This window comes from Lysobacter korlensis, from assembly GCF_042434515.1.
The window spans coordinates 129,143-151,384 of the sequence record NZ_JBHLTG010000009.1 but is presented as its reverse complement, the minus strand read 5'-3'; the positions used below and the strand labels follow the sequence as shown (position 1 = coordinate 151,384).

Sequence of the window (22,242 nt, the reverse complement as noted above, 5' to 3'; positions counted from 1 at the left end):
GCAACGCGGTCGGCAAGGCCATCGGCACTCCCGTGCGGTGTCCCTCATAGGGGGAACCCACAGACTGGGACTGCCCCGGCCCCCGCCGCCGCCCTTGAATGGACCCCGAGGGCGACTCGACCGTCCCCTCATGGGGGAGTAGTCCATGTTGGTGAACGAAGCGGGACCGCGCGACTGGGCGCCGGCCGAGCCGGTGCCGAGCGCACGGGCGGTTTCGGCGTTGTCCGTGGCGCAGGTGTCGTACACCACGCTGACCGTGAGCGATCGTCGGCGCTACGCCTTCGCGGCGTTGGTGATGGGTGCCACGGCACTTCTCGTGGGCTTCGCGCCGCACGTGTTCCACCTGAACGGCTGGATCGTCGCATCCACCGGACTCTCCGCCGTGCTGATCGGCGCCGTCGCGATGCATCACGCGCCGTGGCTGGGATCCTTCGGGCGCATCGGTGCGACGCTCGGCATGACGATGGGGCTGGCCGCCGCCACCCTGATGCTGCTTCCGTTCCTGTAGAACGCAACGTCACCGTCTGAGCGGGCGCTGCCCATCTCAACGGATGGCCGCCTGCGGAAGTCAGCCGTTCCGGCCGCGCGCGTCCACCGGCATGCGGTCCGTCGTCCCGTTCTCGACCCACAGCTCGTCGACCAGGTTGACGACGGTGCAGACGTGGTTCGGCAGGATCCGGATGCGGTCGCCTTCGCGGAGTGCGGCGCCGGTGATAGTGGCGTGGTGCTCCGACAGGGCGGGAATACGCGCGTCCGGCTGGCCGGCGATGCGGCCGTAGCCGTCGGTCCAGTCCTGCCGGTCGGCGCCCAGCATCTTGCTGCCGGCGTTCGCGACCGCGTGCGTGGACCCTGAGAACACCACGGTCGCCTCCACCGTCAGCGCGACGTCGTGCGCTTCGCAGGTGCCGAGCAGCAGCTGCTGGGCGTCGTTGAAGAGGTAGACGCCCGGCCGGAACTCCGTGAGCACGGACGCGTCGGTGCTCGCCGCGGTCGGCGTGGACCCACCGCTGATCACCCGGACGTCGATGTCGCGCGCTTCCACCGCCGCGCGTGCCTCCGCGAGGGCGGCGCTCTCCTGCCGCGCCGCGTCGGCCATTCCGCCCGGCCGGTAGCTGTGCCCGGGGAACGTGAAGATTCCGGCGACCTGCAGTCCGGCATCCGCTGCGGCGGCGGCCAGTTCGCCCGCCGCCGACGGCGAAACGCCCGTTCGGTGATGCCCGCTGTCCACCTCGACCGCCACCTCCACGCCGGGCGCGTGCCTGACCAGCTGCCGCGCACCCTCGGCCGACGCGATCCCGACACGCAGCCGGGTCCGGTCCATCAGCGCGCGCAGTCGTTCGGCGTTCGACTCGTCGACCCAGAGCGGATACGCGACGAAGATGTCGTCGAACCCGGCCGCCGCGAACACCTCCGCCTCACCGATCGTCGCGACCGTGATCCCGGTGGCGCCGGCGTCGACCTGCATCCGGGCGAGCCCGATGCTCTTGTGGGTCTTCACGTGGGGACGCAGCGCGATGCCAGCGGCGCGGGCGAATGCTGCCATCCGCTCGATGTTCGCCCGGAGGATCGACTGGTCGATGACGACTCGGGGGGTCACGGGCGCCGCCACTGCTCCACCGTAGTCCCCCGGGGAAGCGACCCGTTCAACCGCGTTCCTCTCGGTGCTCGGCGGCCTCAGCGATCCGGTCGGCAGCCGCACGCTCGACGAACCAGCTCGCGAACGTCGCCGTGACCGCCCCGATGAGGGCGATGCCGACGAGCATCAGCCCGGCGGCGATGAGGCGGCCGAGAGCGGTCACCGGATACAGATCGCCGTACCCCACGGTCGTCACCGTCACCAGTGTCCACCAGACGGCGTCCCCGATGTTCGTGATCAACGCGCCGTCCGAGTTCTGCTCGACATCCAGGATCGCGACGGCGCCGACGAACACGATGAGCGCCGCCGACACCACCAGGTAGATGCTGACCCGCCCACGCAGCGCGTTGCCTGCCGTGTGGTGCAGCACCTGGATCAACCCCACCAGGCGAAGCAGCTGGAGCGGGCCGAGGAACGGAAACAGCGCCAGGGTGAGCTCGGGCAGATGGCGCAGGAACCATCGTCGACGGTGATGGGTCAGCAGCAGCGTGACGATGTAGTTCGCAAGGAAGAGCGCCCACAGCGTGAGCAACGCGAATCGGATGCCGTCGGCGTCCGGGGGGCGGATGTTGCCGATCACCCGCCAGGCGTACAACCCCAGGAATGCGACCGCCGCCGCCGTCAGGGGCCACTCCGTGAGCCGCCTCCACCGCTCTACTCTCATGGTTCGACTGTAGGCAGGCGTCCCGCGTGCGTGAGCGTCTCGGATGCGGCTCGAAGGCTGCGCGGGCAGCGCTCAGCGGAGCATGCCAGCCGCGCTGTCTACGGTGGAAGACCGCGAGCCACCGACTGAGGAGAGCGCATGGCCGAGAGACTGGGAATCACGCTGGCGGAGGCGGGAGCTGTGGTGCTCTCCGCGATCGGGATCTACGTCGCCTTCCTCATCCTGGTGCGACTGCTCGGTCAGCGCTCCATCGCCCGGATGTCCACCTTCGACGTCGCGGTGGTGCTGACACTGGGTTCCGCGGCCGGGCGGGTGATCACCGGGTACACCCCCACCCTCACGGCGGGCATCATCGCGCTGGTCACACTGTTCGCGTTGCGGTGGGTCGCCCATCAGGTCGGCAAGAGCCGAATCGGCGCGATGATCGTGCGCGACGAGCCGGTGCTGCTCATGGCTGGGCCGGAGGTGCTCACCGAGAACCTGCGCAGGACGCGCATCGCGGTGGACGAACTGCGCGAAGCACTCCGCGTCGCCGGGGTGCACAACCGGTCAGAGGTGGCGTGCGTGGTGTTCGAGTCGACCGGTGCCGTCAGCGTCGTCAAGCGGGGAACACCCCTCGACCGAGAGCTTTACTCCGGGATCCGGGGAAGCGAGCGGATCCCGGGGGAGCTCTTCGGACCCTGAGTCCGGGCGCTCACCGGATGGGCCGCCGCGGAGCCTAGACTGGCGCCCGCGCGATTCCCCGCGTGACGGGCATCCGGCCGCGCTCACCCTGGAGGCCACTCATGCAGCAGCACAACCTCACCCCAGACCCGCTTGCCACGGCACCGGAGGTGTTCGTCTCGGTGGACGTCGAGACGGCGGGACCGAACCCCGCCCGGTACGCCATGCTGTCGATCGGCGCGTGCCTTGTCGACGACCCGGACGGCGGGTTCTACGTCGAGTTGCAACCCGACTCCGCCGAGTTCGAGCCGGAGGCGGTCGCCGTCAGCGGCCTGTCGCTCGAGCGGCTCGCTCAGGATGGCGTCGGCCCCGCCGCAGCGATGCGGCAGTTCGAGGACTGGCTGGCCGAGCACCTCCTTCCCGGCTCACGTCCCGTATTCACCGCGTTCAACGCCCCATTCGACTGGATGTTCATCGACACGTACTTCCAGCGCTACCTCGGCCGGAACCCGTTCGGGCACAGCGCCCTGGACATCAAGGCGTATGCGATGGGGATGGCAGGCAGCAGCTGGGCGGCCGCGAGCATGCGGGAGCTGTCGCCCCGCTATCTCGACGGACGGCCGCTGTCGCACCATGCGCTGGGTGATGCCCGGGATCAGGCGGAGCTGTTCCGTGCGCTGCTCGCGGAGCGGGCGGGGCGCAGCACACCTTCCGAGTAGAGCCCTCGCCCGGTCGGCCGGTTCAGTCGAAGTGCCCGATCCGGTCCCAGAGCTGCGACCACGCCTCGAGCGGCCCGCGGCAGATGGAGATGGGAGCGCCCTGTTCCTCGTTCTCCACACCCAGTGCGTTGTCCAGTGTGGTCACCTGTTCGCAGGTTTCGAACTCCTGAGCGAGATGGCGCACCTGATACCCGACGAGAACGACCGTCGACACGTCGGCGCCCGGCCGGTCCAGCTCGGCAAGGGCGTTGTGTCCACTGACCACCGCCGGCAGCGCCGCGGATCCGTACCGGTCGAGCGCGCCCGCCTCGCCGTAGTTGGTGGCAAGGATGACGGTGTTCTCCGCCGGCAGGTCCGCCTGCTCGAGAACCGCCTCGACCTGCGCGACGTACTCCGGCCAGCCGATCTGGTCGGCGGTGACCTGGTTGATGGCAGGGATGGGCGTCGCGCCGAGCGCGGACAGCGGTATCACCGGGAGCGAGATCACCGCACTGACCAGCGCATTGACCCCGACGGCCCCGAGCACCACGCCGCGCCTCCGGAACCGCGCCTGCGCCCACTCGGTCACCGGCACGCATCCGATCGCGTACAGGCAGGCGAGCAGCCCGAGCGGGTAGTAGAACTGCGACCCGCCGGCGAAGGTGAGCAGCAGCAGCACGGGCAGCGCGGCCACCAGGAACCGGATCGGCCGCCACTCCTGCCGGCGCACCAGGGCCACGATCCCGGCCACCCAGGTCGGCACGAGCAGCGGACCGAGCAGCAGCAGGAGCAGCGGCCACATCAGGATTCGCACCTCGTCCGCGTTGTTCTCCGCGAGTGCGCGGCCCATGGCGAGCTGCGGCCAGCCGTTCGTCCATTGGTATACGAGGTTCGGCGTCCCGATGACCACCGCGATCGCAGCGCCCGCGTACGGCCACCAGGAGGCGAGGATGCGCCGCGGGCCGACCGCGAGAATCCCGACGACGATGGACACCAGCAGCAGCGCGATCAGGAGCTTGTTGTACATGCTCACGCCGACGATCAGTCCCGCCACCAGCCACCATCGCGGCCGGTTCCGCAGCACCGCCCGGATCACCGTCAGCACGACCGCCGGCCAGACCAGCAGATCGAGGGATGCGGTGAGCAGCACGTGCCCGAAGATCAGCGGGAACGCCGCGAATGCGTACCCCCATGCGGCGAGCCCCTGTGCGAACCGGCCGCCCCCGACCTCGCGGGCGATCAGCGCCACGACCAGCACCGAAGCGGCGGCGAAGACCATGGCGGGGATCCGGATCGCCCACGCCTCGTCCGCCACCACCGTGCTGAAGAACCGGGCGACCGCCGGGGTCAGGGGCGGCTGGTCGACGTAGCCCGCTGCCGGGGGCAGCATCCGGAAGTACAGCTCGTCGCGGTGGTAGCCGTAAAGATTCGCCGTCGCGGCAAGCACGATCAGCTGGGCGAAGGCGGCAGACAGCACCGGCACGGCGGCGAAGCGGGGGAGCGTGTCCGCGACAGGGTTCGGCGCGCCGGTCGGCGCGATGATGGGGGTCGACCCTGGCATCGCCCCAACATAGCGTCGCCCCAACATAGCGTCGCCCTGACACAGCGTCGCTCCACCGCAGCGTCGCCTCTTCGCCGGACGGCAGCTCGTGAGCATGTGTTCCGTTCGACGGGTGAGCGTGGTCAGCCGGTCGCGCCGCGCTCCGGCAGGCGTTCGCGTCCGCCCCGGCGGGGTCTTCGTTCCGGATCGATCCATGGCGGGGGTAGGAAGTACGGGACGCCGCTGCGCATCTCGAAGTTCCAGCCGTCGTTGTCGAGTCTGCGGTGGTGGAACGGGCACAGCAGGGTGCCGTCCGCGATGTCGGTTCGCCCGGTGGTGCTCCACGGGTCTTTCGCGTGTGCGGCTTCACACCAGTGGGCGGGGGCCTCGCAGCCCGGCCACGTGCAGCCGCCGTCGCGGATCGCCATGGCCAGGCGTTGCGCGGCGGTGAACAACCGCTTCGCCCTGCCGATGTCGAGGATCTCCGATTCACCACCCAGAACGACCGGGATGATGTCCGCATCTGCGGCCAGCCGGCGGGCGGTGGCCGCACTCACCGGCTGGTCGACGCCGAAGATGCTCGCCCGGCCGAGCTTGGTCCTCAGAACCTCGTAGTCGCAGGTGACCAGCATGGTCACCTTCGTGCCCGCCCGGACGCCGTCGTCGCTGGCGGTGTACTGCCCGGCGATGCGCGTCATCGCATCCAGCCGCTTCTGGGCCAGCGTGCGGTCATCCTGCTTCGCCGGATCGAACTCCTCTGCGGCGTCGGTGAACCGGACCTTCCGCCGCGGGGCGGTGATCGCGTCGATGGCGGTCCTGATGATTCCTTCCGCTTCCGGGTCCATGTCCATGATCCATCGGGTCAGCCCGTCCCGGGTGCGGGTTTCGCGGATGCCCGCCTTGGCGCGCATCACCTCCTCCCGGGGTTCGATGCCGTCCGGGTCAAGCCGGTCCCGGAGCGCCCCGCAGAGTCGGCCGAACTCGCGCATCGTCAGTCGCGGCGCCTCACGAACCAGCATCGCCTCGGCCCAGTCGCGGTCTTCGACGGCGGTGAGGTCCTCGAGTTGACGCAGCGTCCGAAGGATCCAGACACCGGCCTCCACGGTCAGCTCACCCGCGTCGATCGCGGCCGCCACCCGCCCGTGCTTTCCGGGCAGCGGCTCACCGAGCAGGCTCCGCCGCGGTGCGATGCCGGCCCCGACGGCGCACCACTGCTGCGCCGTGGCCAGGGGCATTCCCGCCTCCCGGGCCACCACTTCCGCCAGCGTGCGCTCACCCATTCGGGTCGGAAACGGGTCTCCGTCCAGCACGTCGTCGCGGCGATCCAGCTCTCCGGCCACCCGAGCGGCGACAGCATCCAGCAGTCGACGCGAGGAGCCGATCCGCTCCACCAACCGCAGGACATCGCGTTCGGGCATGGCCTGCAGCGTCCGCTCCAACTGATCACCAGCTGGCAGCGCCGCGGCGAGGGCCGTGACCGTGTCCATTAGCCGTTCTGCGAGCACCGACATGCCGAGAGTTCCTCTCTCCGGCACATTTTCAACGTAGAACCAGCCACTGACATTCGAACCGAGAGCACGATTCGCATGATCCGACCAGCTTGCGAGGGGCTGCCGCTTGGGACGAGGTCCCGATGCGACGTGATCGAAGGGCATTGATCGCGGGACGCGCTTCCGGCGAAGATCGTCCCGAGCCCACTCCGACCCGAAGGACTGCGATGACCGACACCGACGTCACCACCGCCGAGAACCCGAGCAACGACGAGGACGTGCTGCGGATCATCGAATCCGCGAGGCGCCTCGGCATCGAGATGGACGAGGCGGACACCCTGCAGTGGCTCGCCGCCCTGTCGGCCCAGTCCGACGACGACGTGGTGGTGGATGCGGACAGCGGCACGTTCGGACACCGGATCTCGATGCTCGACTTCACCCCGCGAGACCTCGAGCGGTTCCGCAGGATCGGCCGCATCGTGGAGGTCACCGGTCCGGAGGGCGTCGCCGAGAGCGCGCTCGCGCTGTCCGGCTCCGCGGCGCAATCCAAGATCCAGAGCTTCCCGGGTGACTGCGACTACTTCCAGCGTCTCAACATCCGCGCCGGCACGCGGGAAGCGGCGTGCCGGATCATGGCGGAGCTGATGCGCGAGAAGGTGCTCGCCACACGCCGCGGCGACACGTACCAGTTCATCGAGGCGAAGCTCGGCAGCTACCCGGTCGATTGCGTCCGGGGCGGGGAGCCGAAGCGGAAGGGCACGCCGATCGCGTGGAGCGCCGCGGAGATCGAGGCGGGGGAGCAGGCGGTCGAGACGGTCGACGGCAGGCCCGCCGTGGTCCGCTGGGACGACGCGGCGCTCGAGCCGGGCTGGACGAAGCTCGACTGGGTCGTCGTCGACCCGGAGCGGGGGCAGCTCTCGAACGCCAGCAACATGATGGACGTCACGTGGGAGGCACCAGACGGCACCATCGTGCCCCTCGACGGGTACCTCGACGCGTACTTCCAGGAGGTCTACCTCGACGCCGACGCGGTGCCGACGTTCTCGAAGGTGGCGAAGCATGTCACCCCGGACGCCCTCGACGACTACGTCGAGCAGCTGGAGCACGAGGTTCGCAAGTACCTCACGAAGCAGTTGAACTACGGCAAGGCCGCGAAGCGGATGTACAACGTCTTCCGCCTCTCCGGCCGCCACCTCGACGCCGCGTTCGTGCGGGAGCTCTTCGACGAGCCGACCACGATCCTGTACCAGGTGTGGTCGCTGATCGTCACGCTGGACAACGCCACGCAGCCCGGCTCGTCCATCCCGATCTCGACGGTGCAGCAGCAGGCGGATGAACTGGCGCTCCAGGTGGTGCAGGCGCTCGAGGGTGTGGAGGAGACGGAGATCGTGCGGGCGCTCATGCAGCTGCGGCGGGTGCTGGAGTCGCAGGAGTCCGGCGCCGACCGCACCGCGGAGGTCGAGGCGGCACGCACCCGGGTGAACCTCGTGAACACCTTCTTCCGCGACAAGCTCACCGCGGTGCCCTCCATCAACGAGTACATCCTGCGGATGCAGGAGGAGACACCCGGTCATTGAGCATGTCGAAATGACCGCCCCGAGGCACCCGGGGGCGCCTCCGACCGGCTCAGCATCCCTGGTGCGCAAGCCCGTAGGTTGGACAGACGTCCAAGCGGAGGGAGAACAGGTGCGCGCGATCGTGGTGGAGAAGGCCGGAGGTCCGGAGGAGCTCACGCTGCAGGAGATCCCGACCCCGGATCCGGGACCCGGTCAGGTGCTCGTGCGGACCCACGCCGCAGGGGTCAACTTCATGGACATCTACCAGCGGTCCGGCCACTACAAGGTGGACCACCCGTTCACGCCGGGAGGCGAGGCGTCCGGTGTCATCGAGGCGCTTGGCGAGGGCGTCACCGAGCTTGCGGTGGGGGATCAGGTCACCACCGCGCAGGCCAAGAAGGCGTACGCAGAGCTGTTCGTCGCGGACGCCGATCGGGTCATCCCGGTGCCGGACGGGATCGACCTCGACCTCGCGGCCGCGTTCCCGTTGCAGGGGCTCACCGCCCACTACCTGGCCAGGTCGTCCGCGAATCCGGAGCCGGGGGAGACGGTGATCGTGCACGCCGGCGCTGGTGGCGTCGGACTGCTGCTCACGCAGCTGCTCGCGGCGCGGGGCGTTCGAGTGCTGACCACGGTGTCGACCCCGGAGAAGGCGGAATTGAGCCGCGAGGCGGGTGCGGCGGATGTGTTCGGCTACGACGACTTCCGTGAGCGCGCCAAGGAGGTGACCGGCGGCGAGGGCGTCGCGGTGGTGTACGACGGGGTTGGTATGAGCACGTTCGACGACTCGCTGGCGTCGCTGCGCGTGCGCGGGGAGATGGTGCTGTTCGGGGCGGCGAGCGGACCGGTTCCGCCGTTCGAGCTGCAGCGGCTCGCGTCCGGAGGTTCGCTTTCGGTGACCCGTCCGACGATGCATCACTTCATGCAGACCCCGGAGGAGCGGGCGTGGCGATACCGGGAGCTCTTCGATGCACTCACGGCGGGGACGCTGTCGGTGCGGATCGACCGGCGGTTCCCGCTCGAAGACGCACGAGAGGCCCACGCCGCGCTGGCGAGCCGCAGCACCACCGGGAAGCTGCTCCTCATCGCGTGAGGCACGCTTGTTCGGCCGGCTAATCGACCGCTCGGTCGCTCCGAGTGGAAGGCACGAATATCGCGCTGCTGGCATCGACAGAAGTCGTCGTTAACCGTCTCGAACGCGATGACGCCGTGCCTTGACCGAGGCAAGCAGTCGACTTCGCTCAGCGCTAGGTCGTCAATGCGATGGGAGAGGGGCGAACTTGCTCGGAAACTCGACTTGGCCGTCTCGGTCGATCGTGGCCACGTGCCACGCAAGGTCCGGGTCGATGGGCATGCTCTGAGGGGTAGGAACTTGATCCACCCTGTCCTGATATTCGATGCACAACTTCGGCGCGGCCTCAGCGAGATTGCCTGCGGAGTACACATCAATCCAGATTTCGATCTGCTCCGGGCTCCCGGGTTGCGACCAATCGAAGACGAGATGTTCAGGTCCACCGTTCCGCTCGTCGCCCAGCAGCTCCGCATGGGGTCCTTTCCGGCTGCCGTAAAAGACGTGGTGGGAACCCTCTTTCTCGACGAAGGTGTGCATGTCAAGGTCTGGAACAATGCCGTTCCAGGTCAATGTGGCACTCAGAGGGCGAAGGATGATCGCCGGGCCGGGGAGCAGTCGGGCGACTAGAGCTCGAAAGTCTGCTGCGGCCGTGGACGTGGGTCGCAGATGATCGATCACCCAAGCGCGGCCGCGACGGTCGTGGGGGACAAGGTTCAGCACGTCTGGGCTGATTGGCCCGTACGCCGCGAGGATGACGTTCGCCCCGGGGAGACCCTTGGTGTAGTCGTGAAGAGCCTCGCCCGGATTCTTCTTTGCGGACCTCAAGTACTGCTTCGCTTCTACCGCGAGCAGAGTGGACCCGGGCGTGCCTGCGCGGACGCGAACGAAGCTGAAGTCCGGTTGGATATGGCGGCGTCGGCCCTTACTCACGGGATCGGTGATCGGGGAGCGCAGTTCTGACCAGAACTCCACATCTCCCATGGCGGATGGAAGCAACGCGACGAGGGTCCTCGAAAATGGAAACGCCAGTTCGCCATTTTGGACCTGATACTCAAGGCGTTGAGACAACGCTCCGTCGATCTGACTGACCAACCAAGCGGCGAACATTTCGTGGCGCCTACCCCAAACAGGCATCGAAAAGATGTCCAAGAGCTTCTGAAGTTCGAAACTCTCCTCGCGCGACGTCCGTGGCGCCGTCATCACCCATCGTTGTAACGCTGTCGTGACGTGGTCGATCTGCCCAACCGCCGCCGCTTCCGAGACAGATTGGAGTAAGCCCGCTACCGACAGACCAAGCCATCGATCGTGGTCGGAAAGGCCCAATGTTTCGAGCTCACTCGTTGCGGAGCTCGAGGTGAGAAAGTCGTCGTTTCGCATCCGATGCCATCTACGGAGCAAGTCCTGCCTATCGGATGAAACAGCGTGACATCTCCTCAGGTACACATCCAGGATCTCCAACGCTTCGCCTACAGCGCCGTCGAGCGCGGTGTCGCCCGTGAGTGACGGGCGCGGGATGCTATCTGGCCACTTCCCGCTCAGGTAACGCGGTAGCCATGTGCCGAGGGCGCTCGAAGCGGGATGCCCGTCCAATGGTCCCGCGAAGGGGAAGCTGACCAGGTGATGGTGGGTGAGGTCAATCGCCGGGACCGTTGCCAGAGAGATGACCGTCGTCATCTCGCGAAAACGGGCAAGCGACAAGTCCAGCTCGTCATTCTCGTCGAACTGGTACCGAATGCGCAGATTGTCCCCGGTGGCGGAACTTGCGCCGATGCGGGCGTAAAGCTGAAGGAGGTCTTGGAGCATCAGGGCATAGGGCCGGAGCGCTTTCAACAGTCCCCTGACCAGAGCACCTGCGCTGACCGACGAGTCTTTGAGCGCCTGCTCAAACGATGGCTCCGGACCGAGGCGGAGCCTCGCTCGAAGATCCTCGATGAGCTCAACGTCATAATCCTGAGGTCGCACCGCGCCCGACTCGCAGAACGTCGCCCACAGATCAACTGCGCTGTCGAAGGGAATCCTGTCGGGTGGGTCGACGACCATAACCGTGCCTACGCTACTGCTGCAGGTGCGCCTCGATCGCGCCGACGATCTCCGGCGCATCGGGCTCCACGTTCGACCGGAACCGTTGCACCCGACCGTCCGGCGTCACCAGGTACTTCTCGAAGTTCCAGTTCACGTCGCCGGCAACGCCATCCGCATCCGGAGCCTTCGTCAGCTCTGCGTAGATCGGGTGTCGCCCGTCGCCGTTCACGTCGACCAGCTCGAACATCGGGAAGCTGACGCCCCATGTGGTGGAGCAGTACTCCTTGATCGCCTCGTTGTCGTCGAGCTCCTGCTTGAACGTGTTGCTCGGGAACCCCAGCACGGTGAACCCCCGATCGCCGTAGGCGCGCTGCAGCCGCTCGAGCTTCTCGTACTGCGGCGTGAACCCGCAGCGGGATGCGAGGTTGACGATGAGCTTCACCTTGTCGGCGTGCGGGGCGAGGGTCGTCGGCTCGCCCTCGAGCGTGGTGACGGGGATGTCGTTGAGGGGCATCCGGTCATTCAACCGCACGGATGCTGAAGGACCGCCCGCACCGGCGCTCGATCAGCCGCTGGTGACCTCGGTGAGGACGACCACATCGAGGCCTTCCGCGCAGTATCCGACCGCCTGACCGAGCTGGCTGTCCTTCCCGCCGCCTGCCTCCACCGCGTCGGAATTGGCGAGCACCGTTCCAGTGCCGCTGAGTTCGTCCCCATCGGCGATGGCAGCGCCGTCGCCGGTCAGCACCTGCGCCCCGTCGTGTTCGAACCCGTCGGGCCAGAGGATGAAGAGGTGTGCACTGTCGGACTCCAGGTGGAAGCAGCCGTTGTCGGCCACGCGCATGGTGCCCGAGATCGCGGTGCCGCCCGTGGTCGGCTCATCGAGCCATCCCACCACCGGGAGCCCCATGCCGCCCTCAGCCGACTCGGCTTCTCCGGCGCAGCCGGTGCCGGCCAACAGAAGCACCGCCGCGGTCCCCAGCGCAGCCTGCACCCGGAATCGGGACCCCGTCGGCCGTCGGCTCATGCTCGGAGCCTAGGGTTCCTGCTTCAGAACCGCGAGCCCAACGTTTTCCGGTCGGCCGAAATCAGCCCAGCCGCCGCATGATGTACCAGCGGTTGACCCCGCCGTCGCGTCCGTAATCGAGCTCGTCGACCAGCGCCCGGATGAGCGGGATGCCCCGGCCGGACTCGCTGAGGTCGTCGGGCATCTCGGTCGCGCTGATGCACACCGTCCCGGGCTTGCCGCTGTCGACCAGGGTGGCCTCAATGCGGTCGCCGCGGTTCTCGATGCGCAGGGTGCAGGACACGCCGGATCCGTCGTTCGCGTGCCGGATGACGTTCGAGGCGAGCTCGACCAGGGCGAGCTCAAACCGCATCCGATCGTCGTCGGACAGCGGCGGGAGGGCGCTCCACGCGTCGACCAGCATGTCCTGCACGGCGTCGACGTCGTGCGGTGGCGCGGAGACCTCCACCTGATAGGCGGAGGTCACGAGGCGTACGCCGTCCTGGGGTCGGCGACCGTGGTGAGGAAGCGCTCCATGTTGGTCAGCTGCAGCACGAGCCGCACCTGCTCGCTCGGCGACGCGATCCGCAGGTCGCCGCCCGCCTGCCGGGCGACCTTGAGACCGTTGACGAGCGCGCCGAGGCCGGAGGAGTCCATGAACTCCACCGCGGCCAGGTCCACGGTGATCTTCGTTCTGCCCGATGCGACCGCTTCGTTCACCGCCTCGCGAAGCCGGCCCGCGCTCGCCATGTTGAGCCGGCCCTGCAGTGACGCGACCGCGACACCGTCCCCTATATCCGTGACCGAAATGTCCATGAGTGGACTCCCCCTTCTGAAGAGCTTCTCGAGTAGCGCAGCGCGTCGACCAGCACACTGAGGATCACCAGATCGAAGATCACCCACGCGAGGTTGACGGCGGTGCCGATGGGCTCGCCGAGGCCGAGCATAAGCCGCGAGACGCCCGCGACCGCGGCCAACACGAGGAAAGCCGCCACGACGATCTGCGGCAGCAGCAGCCGCCATTCGCCGGAGTCCCGGCGCCCGGTCTTGTCGGTGACCGCGAAGCCCAGCTCACGCCGGCGCAGAGTGCTCGACAGGGCGCTGGTGAATGCGCGGATCCACACGGGGAACAGCGCCAGGCTGTACTGCTGGCCCCGCCAGGTGGCGAGCCCCCGCCCGGCGACGGCGAACAGCAGCTGATTGATAACGAGGAAGGGCAGGAACCGCAGGAAGAACTCGAGCGCGGAGCTCGACACCGGCAGGATGCCGAAGCAGAGGAACACGATCGGCGCCACGAAGTAGACGACCGCCGGGAAGCCGCTGAGGTAGCTCCACATGGTGGAGAAGTACATGAGCCGCTGCGGCAGCTTGAGGCCGCGCTGGATCAGCGGGTTCTCCTGCAGGAACACCTGCATGGTGCCCTGCGCCCAGCGGAGCCGCTGCTTCAGCATCGTGGCGAGGTTCTCCGGGGCGAGCCCGGTGGCGAGGATCTCGTGGTGGTAGACGCTCTTCCACCCGCGTGCGTGCAGCCGCATGGCGGTGGCCATGTCCTCGGTCACAGAGTCGGTGGCGAGGGGCATGAGGGCCTGTGCCTCACCGGAGCGGTCCACGTCGATGGCGCGCACCAGCTCCTGCACCGCCCCCATGGTGCGGAGCGGGGAGACGGATCGCGGCGACAGCTGCTGCAGCGCCGCCTCATCGAATGCCGGCAGGTCGCTCATCCCGGCGTCCGCCTCCAGGTCGCGGATGGCCTGCAGGTCGATCGCGAGCAGGTGCATGTCGATCGCGACCATGTCGCGGCGGATGGCCTCGATGCTCTGCTGCAGCCGGTACGTCGCGAGGGCGAGCGGCTCGCCCGAGGCGACGGCGGCCTTGGTGTCGTCGATCGCGAAGGTGATCTCCGCCAGCGCGGCGCGCATGACCGGGTTGCCGGCCTCGTCGGACCGCAGCGCGTGCGCCAGGATGCGGTCGGCGCGCTGCAGCGCCCGCTTCACGGCCTTCTCCACCTGCGTGCCGTACTCCTCGAGCCCGAGCCGCATGAGCGCCTCACGGCGGAGCACCGCGTTGGAGCCGCAGAAGAACGCGGCGTTCCAGCCGTCCTTGCCCTGCTGGATGGGCCCGTAGAAGAGCGGCGCCTGGCTGCCGAGCGGGTCGTTCGCCGGCACATTGGTGAAGTGCTGCGGCGTCTGCACCAGCGCGACATCGGGGTCGGCGAAGTAGCCGAGGGTCTTGTGCAGGATGTCCGGGTGCGGCACCTGGTCAGCGTCGAGCACCAGCAGGAACTCGCCCTCGGTCACCATCAGCGCGTTGTTCAGGTTGCCGGCCTTGGCATGGTGCGGGTGGCCGCTCCACTCGCTCCCGCGCGTGATGTACCCGACGCCGAGCAGCTCGGCCATGGTCCGCATCTCTTCGCGGTCCCCGTCGTCGAGGATCCAGGTCGAGTGCGGGTAACGGATGGTGCCGGCGGCGAACGCGGTCTTCAGCACCATGTCGGCCGGCTCGTTCACCGTGGTGATCAGCACATCCACGGTGAGGTCCGGCTCGAGCGGCGCCTCGGGCGCCGGCCGGTGCTTCGCCCGCCACACGGTCAGCCCGAACAGGGCCACGTCGATCAGGCTGTACGTCTCGGCCAGCACGAGCGGCACCGCGATCCACCAGGCGTCGAAGTTCAGCGAGAACGCCCAGCGCCAGAGCAGATAGTTCGCGCCCGCGAGAACGGTCGCCACGACGAGCAGCCGCAACAGAAACAGCCTGGTCATTCCAGAGATCCCCACCCCAACGCCACCCCCGCGGCTTGCCGCACACTATCAGCGGAACGGGCGCCGTCGAGGCCCGAAGGGGTACAGACCCGCGCCCCAGTTATGGGGACACGGGCACGTTTGAGCCGGAATCCGCTCGTTTCATGGGTCAGAATGAGCCCCGCGCGACGCCGGGAAGGTGTCAACGGGGGGAGAAGGATGCTCGATGCGCTGACGCTGCGCGTCGCGTTCGCCGTGGTCGGGATCACCCTGCTGCTGCTCTTCTATTTCGTCACGTACCGGGGCACCCGCACCGCGTACAGCCTCTGGTGGTGCATCGCCCTCGCGCTGTTCCTGTTCGGCTCCAGCTGCTTCCTGCTGAACGGTACGGAGCACCAGCTGTGGGCGAATCCGCTTGGCAACGTGCTGTCCGTGACCGGTGCGGCGAGCGTCTGGGTCGGTGCGAGAACGTTGCGGGGCAAGACACCGCGGCCGTGGCTGCTGGCAATCCCGGCGGTGGTGGTCTGCATCCCTTCGGTGATGGATTCGCCGGCCATCAACACCTGGGCGGGCGGTGCCTACTTCCTCGCGACCATGAGCGTGCTGATCGGGCTCGCGTCCTGGGAGTCGTTCCACCTCGACGCCGCATACTCGAGGGCCCGGTGGGCGCTCGGCCTCGCATCCGCGCTGGTATCGGTCTACTACCTGCTCCGGTTCATCGTCTTCGTCGTCGACGGCCGGAACGGCGAGGTGTTCACCACCTGGTTCGGCTCCGGCGGCACCGCGCTGATCACCCTCGTGCTGGTGGTGGTGGCCTCGTTCTCCATGGCGATGCTGTCGAGCGAGCAACTCGCCCGGGGACTCCGTGCCAGCGCGGATGAGACCGGCCTCGAGATCGCGCACGGCGGACAGGTGCAGCAGAACCTCATGCCGCGCACCTCGCCGAACGTCCCCGGCTATGAGGTCGCCGGCGCCTGCGTGCCGAGCGGTGGGCTCAGCGGCGACTTCTTCGACTGGCAGCGGATGCCCGACGGGCTCGCACTCACCGTCGCGGACGTCATGGGCAAGGGCATCGGCGCCGCGATGATCGCCGCCACGGTGCGCTCCGCCCTCCGCATCGCGCTGCCGACCGGCGGTGCCCTCGATTCGCTCGCCCGCGTCTCATCCGTGGTGCAGGCGGATCTCGCGAACAACGAGGCATTCGTGACGATGTTCCACGCCCGGTTGCGCAGCGCCTCCGGCGAGCTGACCGTGGTGGATGCCGGGCACGGGCTGGCGGTGCTGGTCCGCGCGGACGGCTCCACGGAACTGATGCCGTCGCAGAATCTCCCGCTCGGTGTGCTGATCGGTCAGGAGTGGAAGGTCACGCGGCACAGCATGCGCACCGGCGACCTGCTGCTCGTCTTCAGCGACGGCGTGCTCGACCTGTTCGACGGCACGATGGAGGCGCTGCGTCAGGCGGCCGCCGTTGCGAGCAAGGGCGTTCACACCGCGCAGGATGCGGTGGAGCGGATCGTGAAGCTCGCCTCCGGCACCCAGGACGACGACGTGACCGTCATCGCGGTGCAGCGCGTCGCGTAGCGCGGCGGTCGCTGAGCCTGTCGGAGGGCGGAGCGCAGACCTCTAGCGAATCGGATGGTTCGCCATGAAGACCTCGTTCGGGTCGTACTTCCGCCGCAGCTCGAGCAACCGCGCCCAGGCGTCCGCGCCGTAACCGACCTTCGAGTCGACGGCGCCGCCGTCCGCGAAGTTCAGGTACGCGGATCCTGAGGCCCACGGCGTGAAGGCGAGCACCGCCTCCGCAGACTCGGCGACGATCGCCGCGGCGCTCTCCGGCGTGGACACCATGCCGATCAGGCCGAAGAGGAATCCGCCGTCGAGGTGGCTGAGCGCGCCGGCATCGGGGGCCGGGCGCCCGAACGCGCCGCCGAGCTGCCGGATCTCCGCCATGAGCAGGCCGGTGGATGCTTCGGGTCCGAACCTGTCGAGGAACATGACGACTGCGTCCTCGTCCATGTCGGTGAGCATGACCGTGCCGCCGGCGAACGGCACCGGATCCTCAGGGTCCATGTGGATCCGCGCGAGCGCCGGCGCGGGGACGCGGGCAAACGTGTCCATCTCCGGCTGCAGTTCGCGGAGCGGCGCGAGCAGTGCGGCGGCGGTGTCGTCGTCGGTGAGGACGCCGCCGTCGATCATCACGAGGCTGCGCCCGTTGAGGAACGGTGGCATGCCCTCCATTTCGGGGAGGCGCATGATCTGGAAGGAGGTGGTCACCTCGTCCGGTGCTGTGCGCGCCCAGTCGACCCAGCGCCGCAGCACCGGCTCTGCGGCCGAGATGTCCCACAGCATCATCCCGGCGACCGCGTCGGGGACGGGGAACAGGCGCATCTCGAGCGCGGTGACGACACCGAAGTTGCCGCCGCCGCCGCGGAGGGCCCAGAACAGGTCGGTGTTCTGGGTGGCGTCGGCGCGGACGTAGCTGCCGTCCGCGAGAACCAGGTCGACGGCGGTGATGCTGTTGGTGGCGATGCCGTGCTTGCGGCCGTACCAGCCGATGCCGCCGCCGAGAGCGAAGCCGACGACGCTCACATTGGGGGAGGAGCCGTGCAGGGCGGCCAGTCCGTGAGCGGCGGCGGCGTTCACGACGTCGTCCCAGATGGCGCCGCTGCCGATCCGGGCGATCCTCCGTTCCGGGTCTATGGTCACGCCGGTGAACTGGGTGGTGCGCAGCAGCAGCGCGTCGTTGAGACCGGCGACGGTGGCCATCGCGGCGCCGTGGCCGGAGCTCTGCGGGGCGATGCGGATCCCGAGCTCCGCGGCGGCGCGGACGACGGCTGACACATCCTCCGGGGTGGTCGGCAGTGCGACGGCGGCGGGCCGCTGGTCGACGGCGACGTTCCACGGCATCCGCAGCTCGTCGTAGCGGGCGGATCCGGGGAGGTGGATGAGGTGGCCCAGCCGTTGGGAGAGCCGGGCGACGGGTGGTTCGGTGGGGGCTTCGAGCGTCATTGCGGGTCGGCCTTTCGGGGGAGGACGGGTTCTGCCCGCTACTGTGCTCCGCCTCCGACGCGACCGCCAGGGTGAATTCGGGGTGAGCCGGGTGTGGGCCCTCCGAAGGTCATCCGGACCGTTCGTCCGCGTGCCCCGCCCTCCGTGCTTCATCGGCCATGGCTTGCCGGGCCGCCTTCAGAATGGGTGACGGGACGCTGACCTTGCTGAGATTCAGCGGCGGCTGCCAATGGTCGATCACAAGGGTCTCGATCACGCCGAGCTCCAGGTCCAGAGTCGCCCACACCGCGATGGTGAGGTGTTCGTGCATCCATGCGGTCAGCCTGGCGTCGCCCTCCGCCTCGAGGCCGTAGTTCGCGAAGTGCCGGGGGCGTGCCTGATTCCGTGGCACCGCGTGGAGGGAGAGCCGCTCCCGCAGCAGGGCCGCCAACGACCGCCGGACCGTGGAGCTGCCGGTGCGGCCGGTTCGAAAGTGCGTTCTGAGGTCACGTGACGTGAGGCTCCGCTCCGCCTTGCCGACGTAGAGCGGCGTCTTCTCGTCGCGCGGCTCGAGCCCCAGCTGCTCCCACACCGGCCGGTCGGCGTGGATCGCATACAGTCCTGGCCGTGAGGGCACGGACTGCTCCGCCTCGGCCGGAGGCGACCCGCGATCGGAGAGGGCGCTGATCGCCTGCCGCACGTCGTTCACGTAGGTGTCCACGGCGCAGACGCTACCCGTCCACCCGGAAAAGCGACCGCGGCGAGGGGTCAAAACCCTCGCCGCGGTCGGAACTTCCCGTGTGCGCTACCCGATCCGGTGGTTCGCGACGAATACGCCGTTGGGGTCCGCCTGCGCCTGCACCTGCTGCAGCCGCGTCCACGCGTCGGCCGCGTACGCCGCATGGGGGTCGACGGGCGTCTCGGCGAAGTTGAGGTACGTCGCGCCGCTCGCCCACGGCGCGAGTGCCGCCAGCAGCCGGGCCGCATCCGCCCGCACCTGCGCCACCGCCTCGGGGAACGGTGCGATCCCGACCCCGTACAGCGCGTACGCACCGTCGAGGTGGCTGAGCGCGCCGCCGTGCTCGGCCGGCCGGGACAGCACTCCGCCCAGCTGCCGCAGCTCCGCGGAGAGCAGCGACGAGGTGACGCCGGGGCCGGCCACCGCGAGGAAGGCGTCGATCGCGGCATCGTCGAGGTCGGCCAGCAGGGTGCCGTCGCCCTCGCCGGGGGTCGGTCCCTCCGGGTCCATGTGGATGCGGGTGACCGCCGGGGCGGGCACGCGGGCGAAGGTGTCCATGTGCGGCTGCAGCTCGCGGAGCCCGGCCAGCAGCTGCTGACCGAACGCGTCGTCGCCGAGCACGGCGCCGTCGACCACCACGAGGGTCTGCCCGCGGAGGAAGTCCGGCAGCTCCGGCAGCGGCGGCAGTCGCAGGATCCGGAGCGAGCTGCTCACCTCATCGGGCGTGGTGCGGGTCCACTCGGCCCAGCGGCGGACCACCTTCTCGGCGTGGGCGATGTCCCACAACATGAACCCCGCGTAGGCGTCGCGGATGTCGAAGAGCCGCAGCTCGAGCGAGGTGACGACGCCGAAGTTGCCGCCGCCGCCGCGGATCGCCCAGAACAGGTCGGCGTTCTCCTCGTCGGATGCGCGGAGCAGCTGCCCGTCGGCGGTCACGATCTCGACGGCGACGAGGCTGTTCGAGGCGAGGCCATGCTTGCGGGCGTACCAGCCGATGCCGCCGCCGAGGGTGTAGCCGGCGACCGCGACGTCGGGGGAGGAGCCGTGCAGCGCGGCGAGCCCGTGTGCGGCAGCCGCGGTCACGACGTCGTCCCAGAGCACGCCGCCGCCGACGCGGGCGACTCGCTGCTCCGCGTCGATCTCGACGCCGGTGAGTCCGAGGGTGCGCAGCAGCACCACATCGTCGAGCGAGTGCTGCGACAGGGCGGCGGCACCGTGGCCGCTGCTCTGCGGCGCGATTCGCAGGCCGAGCTCCGCGGCGGTCGTCACGATCGCAGCGACCTCATCGGCGGTGGCGGGGGTGGCGACCGCGGCGGGCCGCTGGTCGACGGCGACGTTCCACGGCATCCGCATTGCGTCGAAGAGCGCGTCGCCGGGCAGGTGGATGAGGGCGCCGAGTCGTTCCTGCAGCTGGGCGGCAGAGGTGGTGGCGGTGGTTTCGAGTGTCATTCGTTGCTTCCTTGTTGTTGGGTGGTGCGGATGTTCTGGGGGAGTGGTTCAGCGGAGAGCGAGCCCGTCGAGGGTGACCGCCATGCCCACGAGAGGCAGGCGGCGCACCTCGGCGAGGCTGACCGGCGGGTGGGCGGCCGCCTCGCCGAGGTGGTCGGTGAGGGTGTCGAGCACGTCGAGCAGGCCGTCCATGTCGGTGGTGCAGATGCGCAGTTGTGCGACGTTCGGCCACGTCATCCCGGCGGCCGTCAGCACGGCCTCGAAGTTGGCGGCGGAGAGCGCTAGCTGCGCGGCGAGGTCGCCGTCGTGCAGCAGCCGGCCGCGCTCGTCGAGCGGGCCCTGCGCGGCGACGGTCAGGATCTCCCCGACGGCCCGCAGCTGGCCCTGGTCGAAGCCCGGCATCCGGTCCCAGCCGGCCGGGTTCAGCGAACGGACGGCCGTGCCGCCGTGCCGCCGGAGGGGGTGAAGCGCTGTCATGACGGCTACTGTGCTCGCCGGCGCGGCGGGCGACCATCCCAGCATCCGAGGAACTTTCCGCCCCCCGGACTCAGGGATGCGGGCATCCCCACAAATCTGGGATAGCGCGCACGGCGTGACAGGGACAGGATGTTGTGACGTGGCCTCAACTTTGCTCGCGCAGCGCGTGGCGCATGACGTCGACCTGATCGCCCGGGCCGGCCTGCCGATCGACGAGTTTCTGGACGAGGCGATGGGCTCCCTCGCTCGTGCGGTCCCGTTCGTTTCGGCCTGCGTGCCGACCGTGGACCCGGCGACGATGCTCGTCACCGGCGTCCGCAAGTTCGGCGGACTCACCGGTCTCGACCACCGCGATCACGAGTGGGCGCTGATCGAGTACGGCACGAGCGAGCCGGACTCCTTCGCCGCGGTCGCCCGGAGCGCCGTGCCCGCCACCGCGGTGCACCTGGCGACCGGTGGCCACACGGAGCGGTCGGCCCGGCTCACCGACTTCATGGTCCCCGAGTTCGGCTTCACCGACGAGCTGCGTGCCGCGTTCCGCAGCGGCCGTGAGACATGGGGCGGGATGGCGCTGTTCCGCGATGAGGCGGCGAACCCGTTCACACCGGAGGAGGTCGAACTCGTCGCGGAGCTCTCCTCCGCGATGGCGCTCGGGCTGCGCACGGGTCTCCTGGCCCAGTTGGCGTACGCGCCGCCGGTCGCGCCAGTCGGCCCCGCGGTGCTCATCGTGAACGCGGACAACGAATTCGTGCAGCTCTCCGCCGGCGCCGAGCAGCGCCTCGCCGACCTGAATGGCCGGCCGACCCTCGCCGACCCGATGAACATCATCAGCGCCCTGGTCGGCGCCGCCCGATCATGGGCCGCCGGGCAGACGGACCTGCCGCCGCGCTGCCGGGTGCGCTCCGCATCCGGGATGTGGCTGGTGCTGCACGCCACCCCGCTGTCCGCCCGGGACGGGAAGGCCGGCGACGTGGTGGTGACCATCGACGAGGCCCGCCCGCCGGAGATCGTGCCGCTCGTCGTCGCCGCGTTCGGCCTCACCGCCCGCGAGCGGGACGTGACGCAACTGGTGCTGCAGGGCGTCGACACGAAGGAGATTGCGTCGACGATCCACGTGTCCACCTACACGGTGCAGGACCACCTGAAGTCGGTGTTCGACAAGGTCGGCGTGCGGAGCCGGCGGGAGCTCATCGCGCGGGTGTACTTCGACCAGTACGTGCCGCGGATGGGCGGGGAACTCGGGGCGTCGGGGTGGTTTGCGGGGTCGTAGCGGCTGGAGTCGCGCCGGACCAAGCGTACTGCTGAACGTGCCCAGAGCCAGGGCAGAATCCGACAGTCAGATGACCCACGCGGTGAACGACCGGCTTCGTGAGTATGGCCTCGAATGTCAACCCGATTCGGCGCACGGGATGTGCAGGCTCTAGCAATCGGGGCAATAGTAGTGTGACGCGTGCGTGAGCTTGAGTTCCAGCGGGCGACTGACCGTGGACCAGTGCCACGGAAG

At 69.0% G+C, this 22,242-nt stretch carries 21 protein-coding genes; 7 read left to right on the top strand and 14 right to left on the bottom strand.

Annotated features, from left to right (window positions below; genetic code table 11):
* Positions 1-145 precede the first annotated feature (145 nt).
* Positions 146-508 (top strand): hypothetical protein, encoded by a 363-nt coding sequence (locus ACFFGH_RS28550; RefSeq protein ID WP_386675099.1) that lies wholly within the window; start codon positions 146-148, stop codon positions 506-508.
* 60 nt (positions 509-568) lie between these two features.
* Here ACFFGH_RS28550 and ACFFGH_RS28545 read toward each other — a convergent pair whose 3' ends face one another.
* Both ACFFGH_RS28545 and ACFFGH_RS28540 read right to left on the bottom strand, forming a co-directional pair.
* Positions 569-1,597 carry an alanine racemase gene (locus ACFFGH_RS28545; RefSeq protein ID WP_386675096.1) on the bottom strand — a complete coding sequence of 343 codons (1,029 nt, stop codon included), beginning with the start codon at positions 1,595-1,597 and terminating at the stop codon, positions 569-571.
* A 46-nt stretch (positions 1,598-1,643) separates the two neighbouring features.
* Positions 1,644-2,300: a potassium channel family protein gene (locus ACFFGH_RS28540; RefSeq protein WP_386675093.1), complete on the bottom strand. Its 657-nt coding sequence runs from the start codon at positions 2,298-2,300 to the stop codon at positions 1,644-1,646.
* A 138-nt stretch (positions 2,301-2,438) separates the two neighbouring features.
* On the opposite strand from ACFFGH_RS28540, the gene ACFFGH_RS28535 reads away from it, so the two are divergent.
* Positions 2,439-2,984, top strand: a complete 546-nt coding sequence (locus ACFFGH_RS28535; RefSeq protein WP_386675090.1) for a DUF421 domain-containing protein — start codon at positions 2,439-2,441, stop codon at positions 2,982-2,984.
* A 101-nt stretch (positions 2,985-3,085) separates the two neighbouring features.
* The gene (locus tag ACFFGH_RS28530; RefSeq protein WP_386675087.1) at positions 3,086-3,682 is read left to right on the top strand and encodes a 3'-5' exonuclease; all 597 of its coding nucleotides are present in this window, start codon (positions 3,086-3,088) and stop codon (positions 3,680-3,682) included.
* A 22-nt stretch (positions 3,683-3,704) separates the two neighbouring features.
* On the opposite strand, the gene ACFFGH_RS28525 is transcribed toward ACFFGH_RS28530, so the two are convergent.
* Both ACFFGH_RS28525 and ACFFGH_RS28520 read right to left on the bottom strand, forming a co-directional pair.
* Positions 3,705-5,222 (bottom strand): glycosyltransferase family 39 protein, encoded by a 1,518-nt coding sequence (locus ACFFGH_RS28525; RefSeq protein ID WP_386675085.1) that lies wholly within the window; start codon positions 5,220-5,222, stop codon positions 3,705-3,707.
* Between the two features lie 122 nt (positions 5,223-5,344).
* Positions 5,345-6,712 (bottom strand): HNH endonuclease signature motif containing protein, encoded by a 1,368-nt coding sequence (locus ACFFGH_RS28520; RefSeq protein WP_386675082.1) that lies wholly within the window; start codon positions 6,710-6,712, stop codon positions 5,345-5,347.
* Between the two features lie 206 nt (positions 6,713-6,918).
* Between ACFFGH_RS28520 and ACFFGH_RS28515 the strand changes: the two genes are divergently transcribed.
* Entirely contained in the window at positions 6,919-8,268 is a 1,350-nt protein-coding gene (locus ACFFGH_RS28515) for a hypothetical protein (protein WP_386675079.1), read from the top strand.
* Positions 8,269-8,377: 109 nt separating this feature from the next.
* Positions 8,378-9,340, top strand: coding sequence for a quinone oxidoreductase family protein (locus tag ACFFGH_RS28510; RefSeq protein WP_386675076.1), 963 nt, complete (start codon positions 8,378-8,380; stop codon positions 9,338-9,340).
* Positions 9,341-9,502: 162 nt separating this feature from the next.
* Here the strand turns inward: ACFFGH_RS28510 and ACFFGH_RS28505 are convergent, their stop codons facing one another.
* From ACFFGH_RS28505 to ACFFGH_RS28480, 6 genes are all read right to left on the bottom strand, one after another.
* The gene (locus ACFFGH_RS28505) at positions 9,503-11,359 is read right to left on the bottom strand and encodes a DUF8600 domain-containing protein (RefSeq protein WP_386675074.1); all 1,857 of its coding nucleotides are present in this window, start codon (positions 11,357-11,359) and stop codon (positions 9,503-9,505) included.
* 13 nt (positions 11,360-11,372) lie between these two features.
* A complete protein-coding gene (locus ACFFGH_RS28500; protein ID WP_386675071.1) occupies positions 11,373-11,855 on the bottom strand; it encodes a glutathione peroxidase in 483 nt (160 codons plus the stop codon).
* A gap of 51 nt (positions 11,856-11,906) precedes the next feature.
* Positions 11,907-12,368, bottom strand: a complete 462-nt coding sequence (locus tag ACFFGH_RS28495; protein ID WP_386675069.1) for a hypothetical protein — start codon at positions 12,366-12,368, stop codon at positions 11,907-11,909.
* A gap of 61 nt (positions 12,369-12,429) precedes the next feature.
* Positions 12,430-12,834, bottom strand: a complete 405-nt coding sequence (locus ACFFGH_RS28490; RefSeq protein ID WP_386675067.1) for an ATP-binding protein — start codon at positions 12,832-12,834, stop codon at positions 12,430-12,432.
* The gene (locus tag ACFFGH_RS28485) at positions 12,831-13,163 is read right to left on the bottom strand and encodes an STAS domain-containing protein (protein WP_386675064.1); all 333 of its coding nucleotides are present in this window, start codon (positions 13,161-13,163) and stop codon (positions 12,831-12,833) included. The genes ACFFGH_RS28490 and ACFFGH_RS28485 overlap by 4 nt, the downstream gene beginning before the upstream one ends.
* Positions 13,139-15,106, bottom strand: a complete 1,968-nt coding sequence (locus tag ACFFGH_RS28480; protein ID WP_386675061.1) for a glycosyltransferase family 2 protein — start codon at positions 15,104-15,106, stop codon at positions 13,139-13,141. Before ACFFGH_RS28480 ends, ACFFGH_RS28485 begins: the two co-directional genes overlap by 25 nt.
* A 198-nt stretch (positions 15,107-15,304) precedes the next feature.
* Between ACFFGH_RS28480 and ACFFGH_RS28475 the strand changes: the two genes are divergently transcribed.
* A complete protein-coding gene (locus tag ACFFGH_RS28475) occupies positions 15,305-16,666 on the top strand; it encodes a PP2C family protein-serine/threonine phosphatase (RefSeq protein ID WP_386675058.1) in 1,362 nt (453 codons plus the stop codon).
* A gap of 42 nt (positions 16,667-16,708) precedes the next feature.
* Here ACFFGH_RS28475 and ACFFGH_RS28470 read toward each other — a convergent pair whose 3' ends face one another.
* The 4 genes from ACFFGH_RS28470 to ACFFGH_RS28455 form a co-directional block, all read right to left on the bottom strand.
* Positions 16,709-18,094 (bottom strand): FAD-binding oxidoreductase, encoded by a 1,386-nt coding sequence (locus tag ACFFGH_RS28470; protein WP_386675055.1) that lies wholly within the window; start codon positions 18,092-18,094, stop codon positions 16,709-16,711.
* 109 nt (positions 18,095-18,203) lie between these two features.
* Positions 18,204-18,794, bottom strand: coding sequence for a GIY-YIG nuclease family protein (locus ACFFGH_RS28465; RefSeq protein ID WP_386675052.1), 591 nt, complete (start codon positions 18,792-18,794; stop codon positions 18,204-18,206).
* Positions 18,795-18,878: 84 nt separating this feature from the next.
* The gene (locus tag ACFFGH_RS28460; protein ID WP_386675049.1) at positions 18,879-20,261 is read right to left on the bottom strand and encodes an FAD-binding oxidoreductase; all 1,383 of its coding nucleotides are present in this window, start codon (positions 20,259-20,261) and stop codon (positions 18,879-18,881) included.
* 48 nt (positions 20,262-20,309) lie between these two features.
* Positions 20,310-20,738 carry a Rid family hydrolase gene (locus ACFFGH_RS28455; protein ID WP_386675046.1) on the bottom strand — a complete coding sequence of 143 codons (429 nt, stop codon included), beginning with the start codon at positions 20,736-20,738 and terminating at the stop codon, positions 20,310-20,312.
* Positions 20,739-20,877: 139 nt separating this feature from the next.
* Between ACFFGH_RS28455 and ACFFGH_RS28450 the strand changes: the two genes are divergently transcribed.
* The gene (locus ACFFGH_RS28450) at positions 20,878-22,008 is read left to right on the top strand and encodes a helix-turn-helix transcriptional regulator (RefSeq protein ID WP_386675043.1); all 1,131 of its coding nucleotides are present in this window, start codon (positions 20,878-20,880) and stop codon (positions 22,006-22,008) included.
* Positions 22,009-22,242 lie beyond the last annotated feature (234 nt).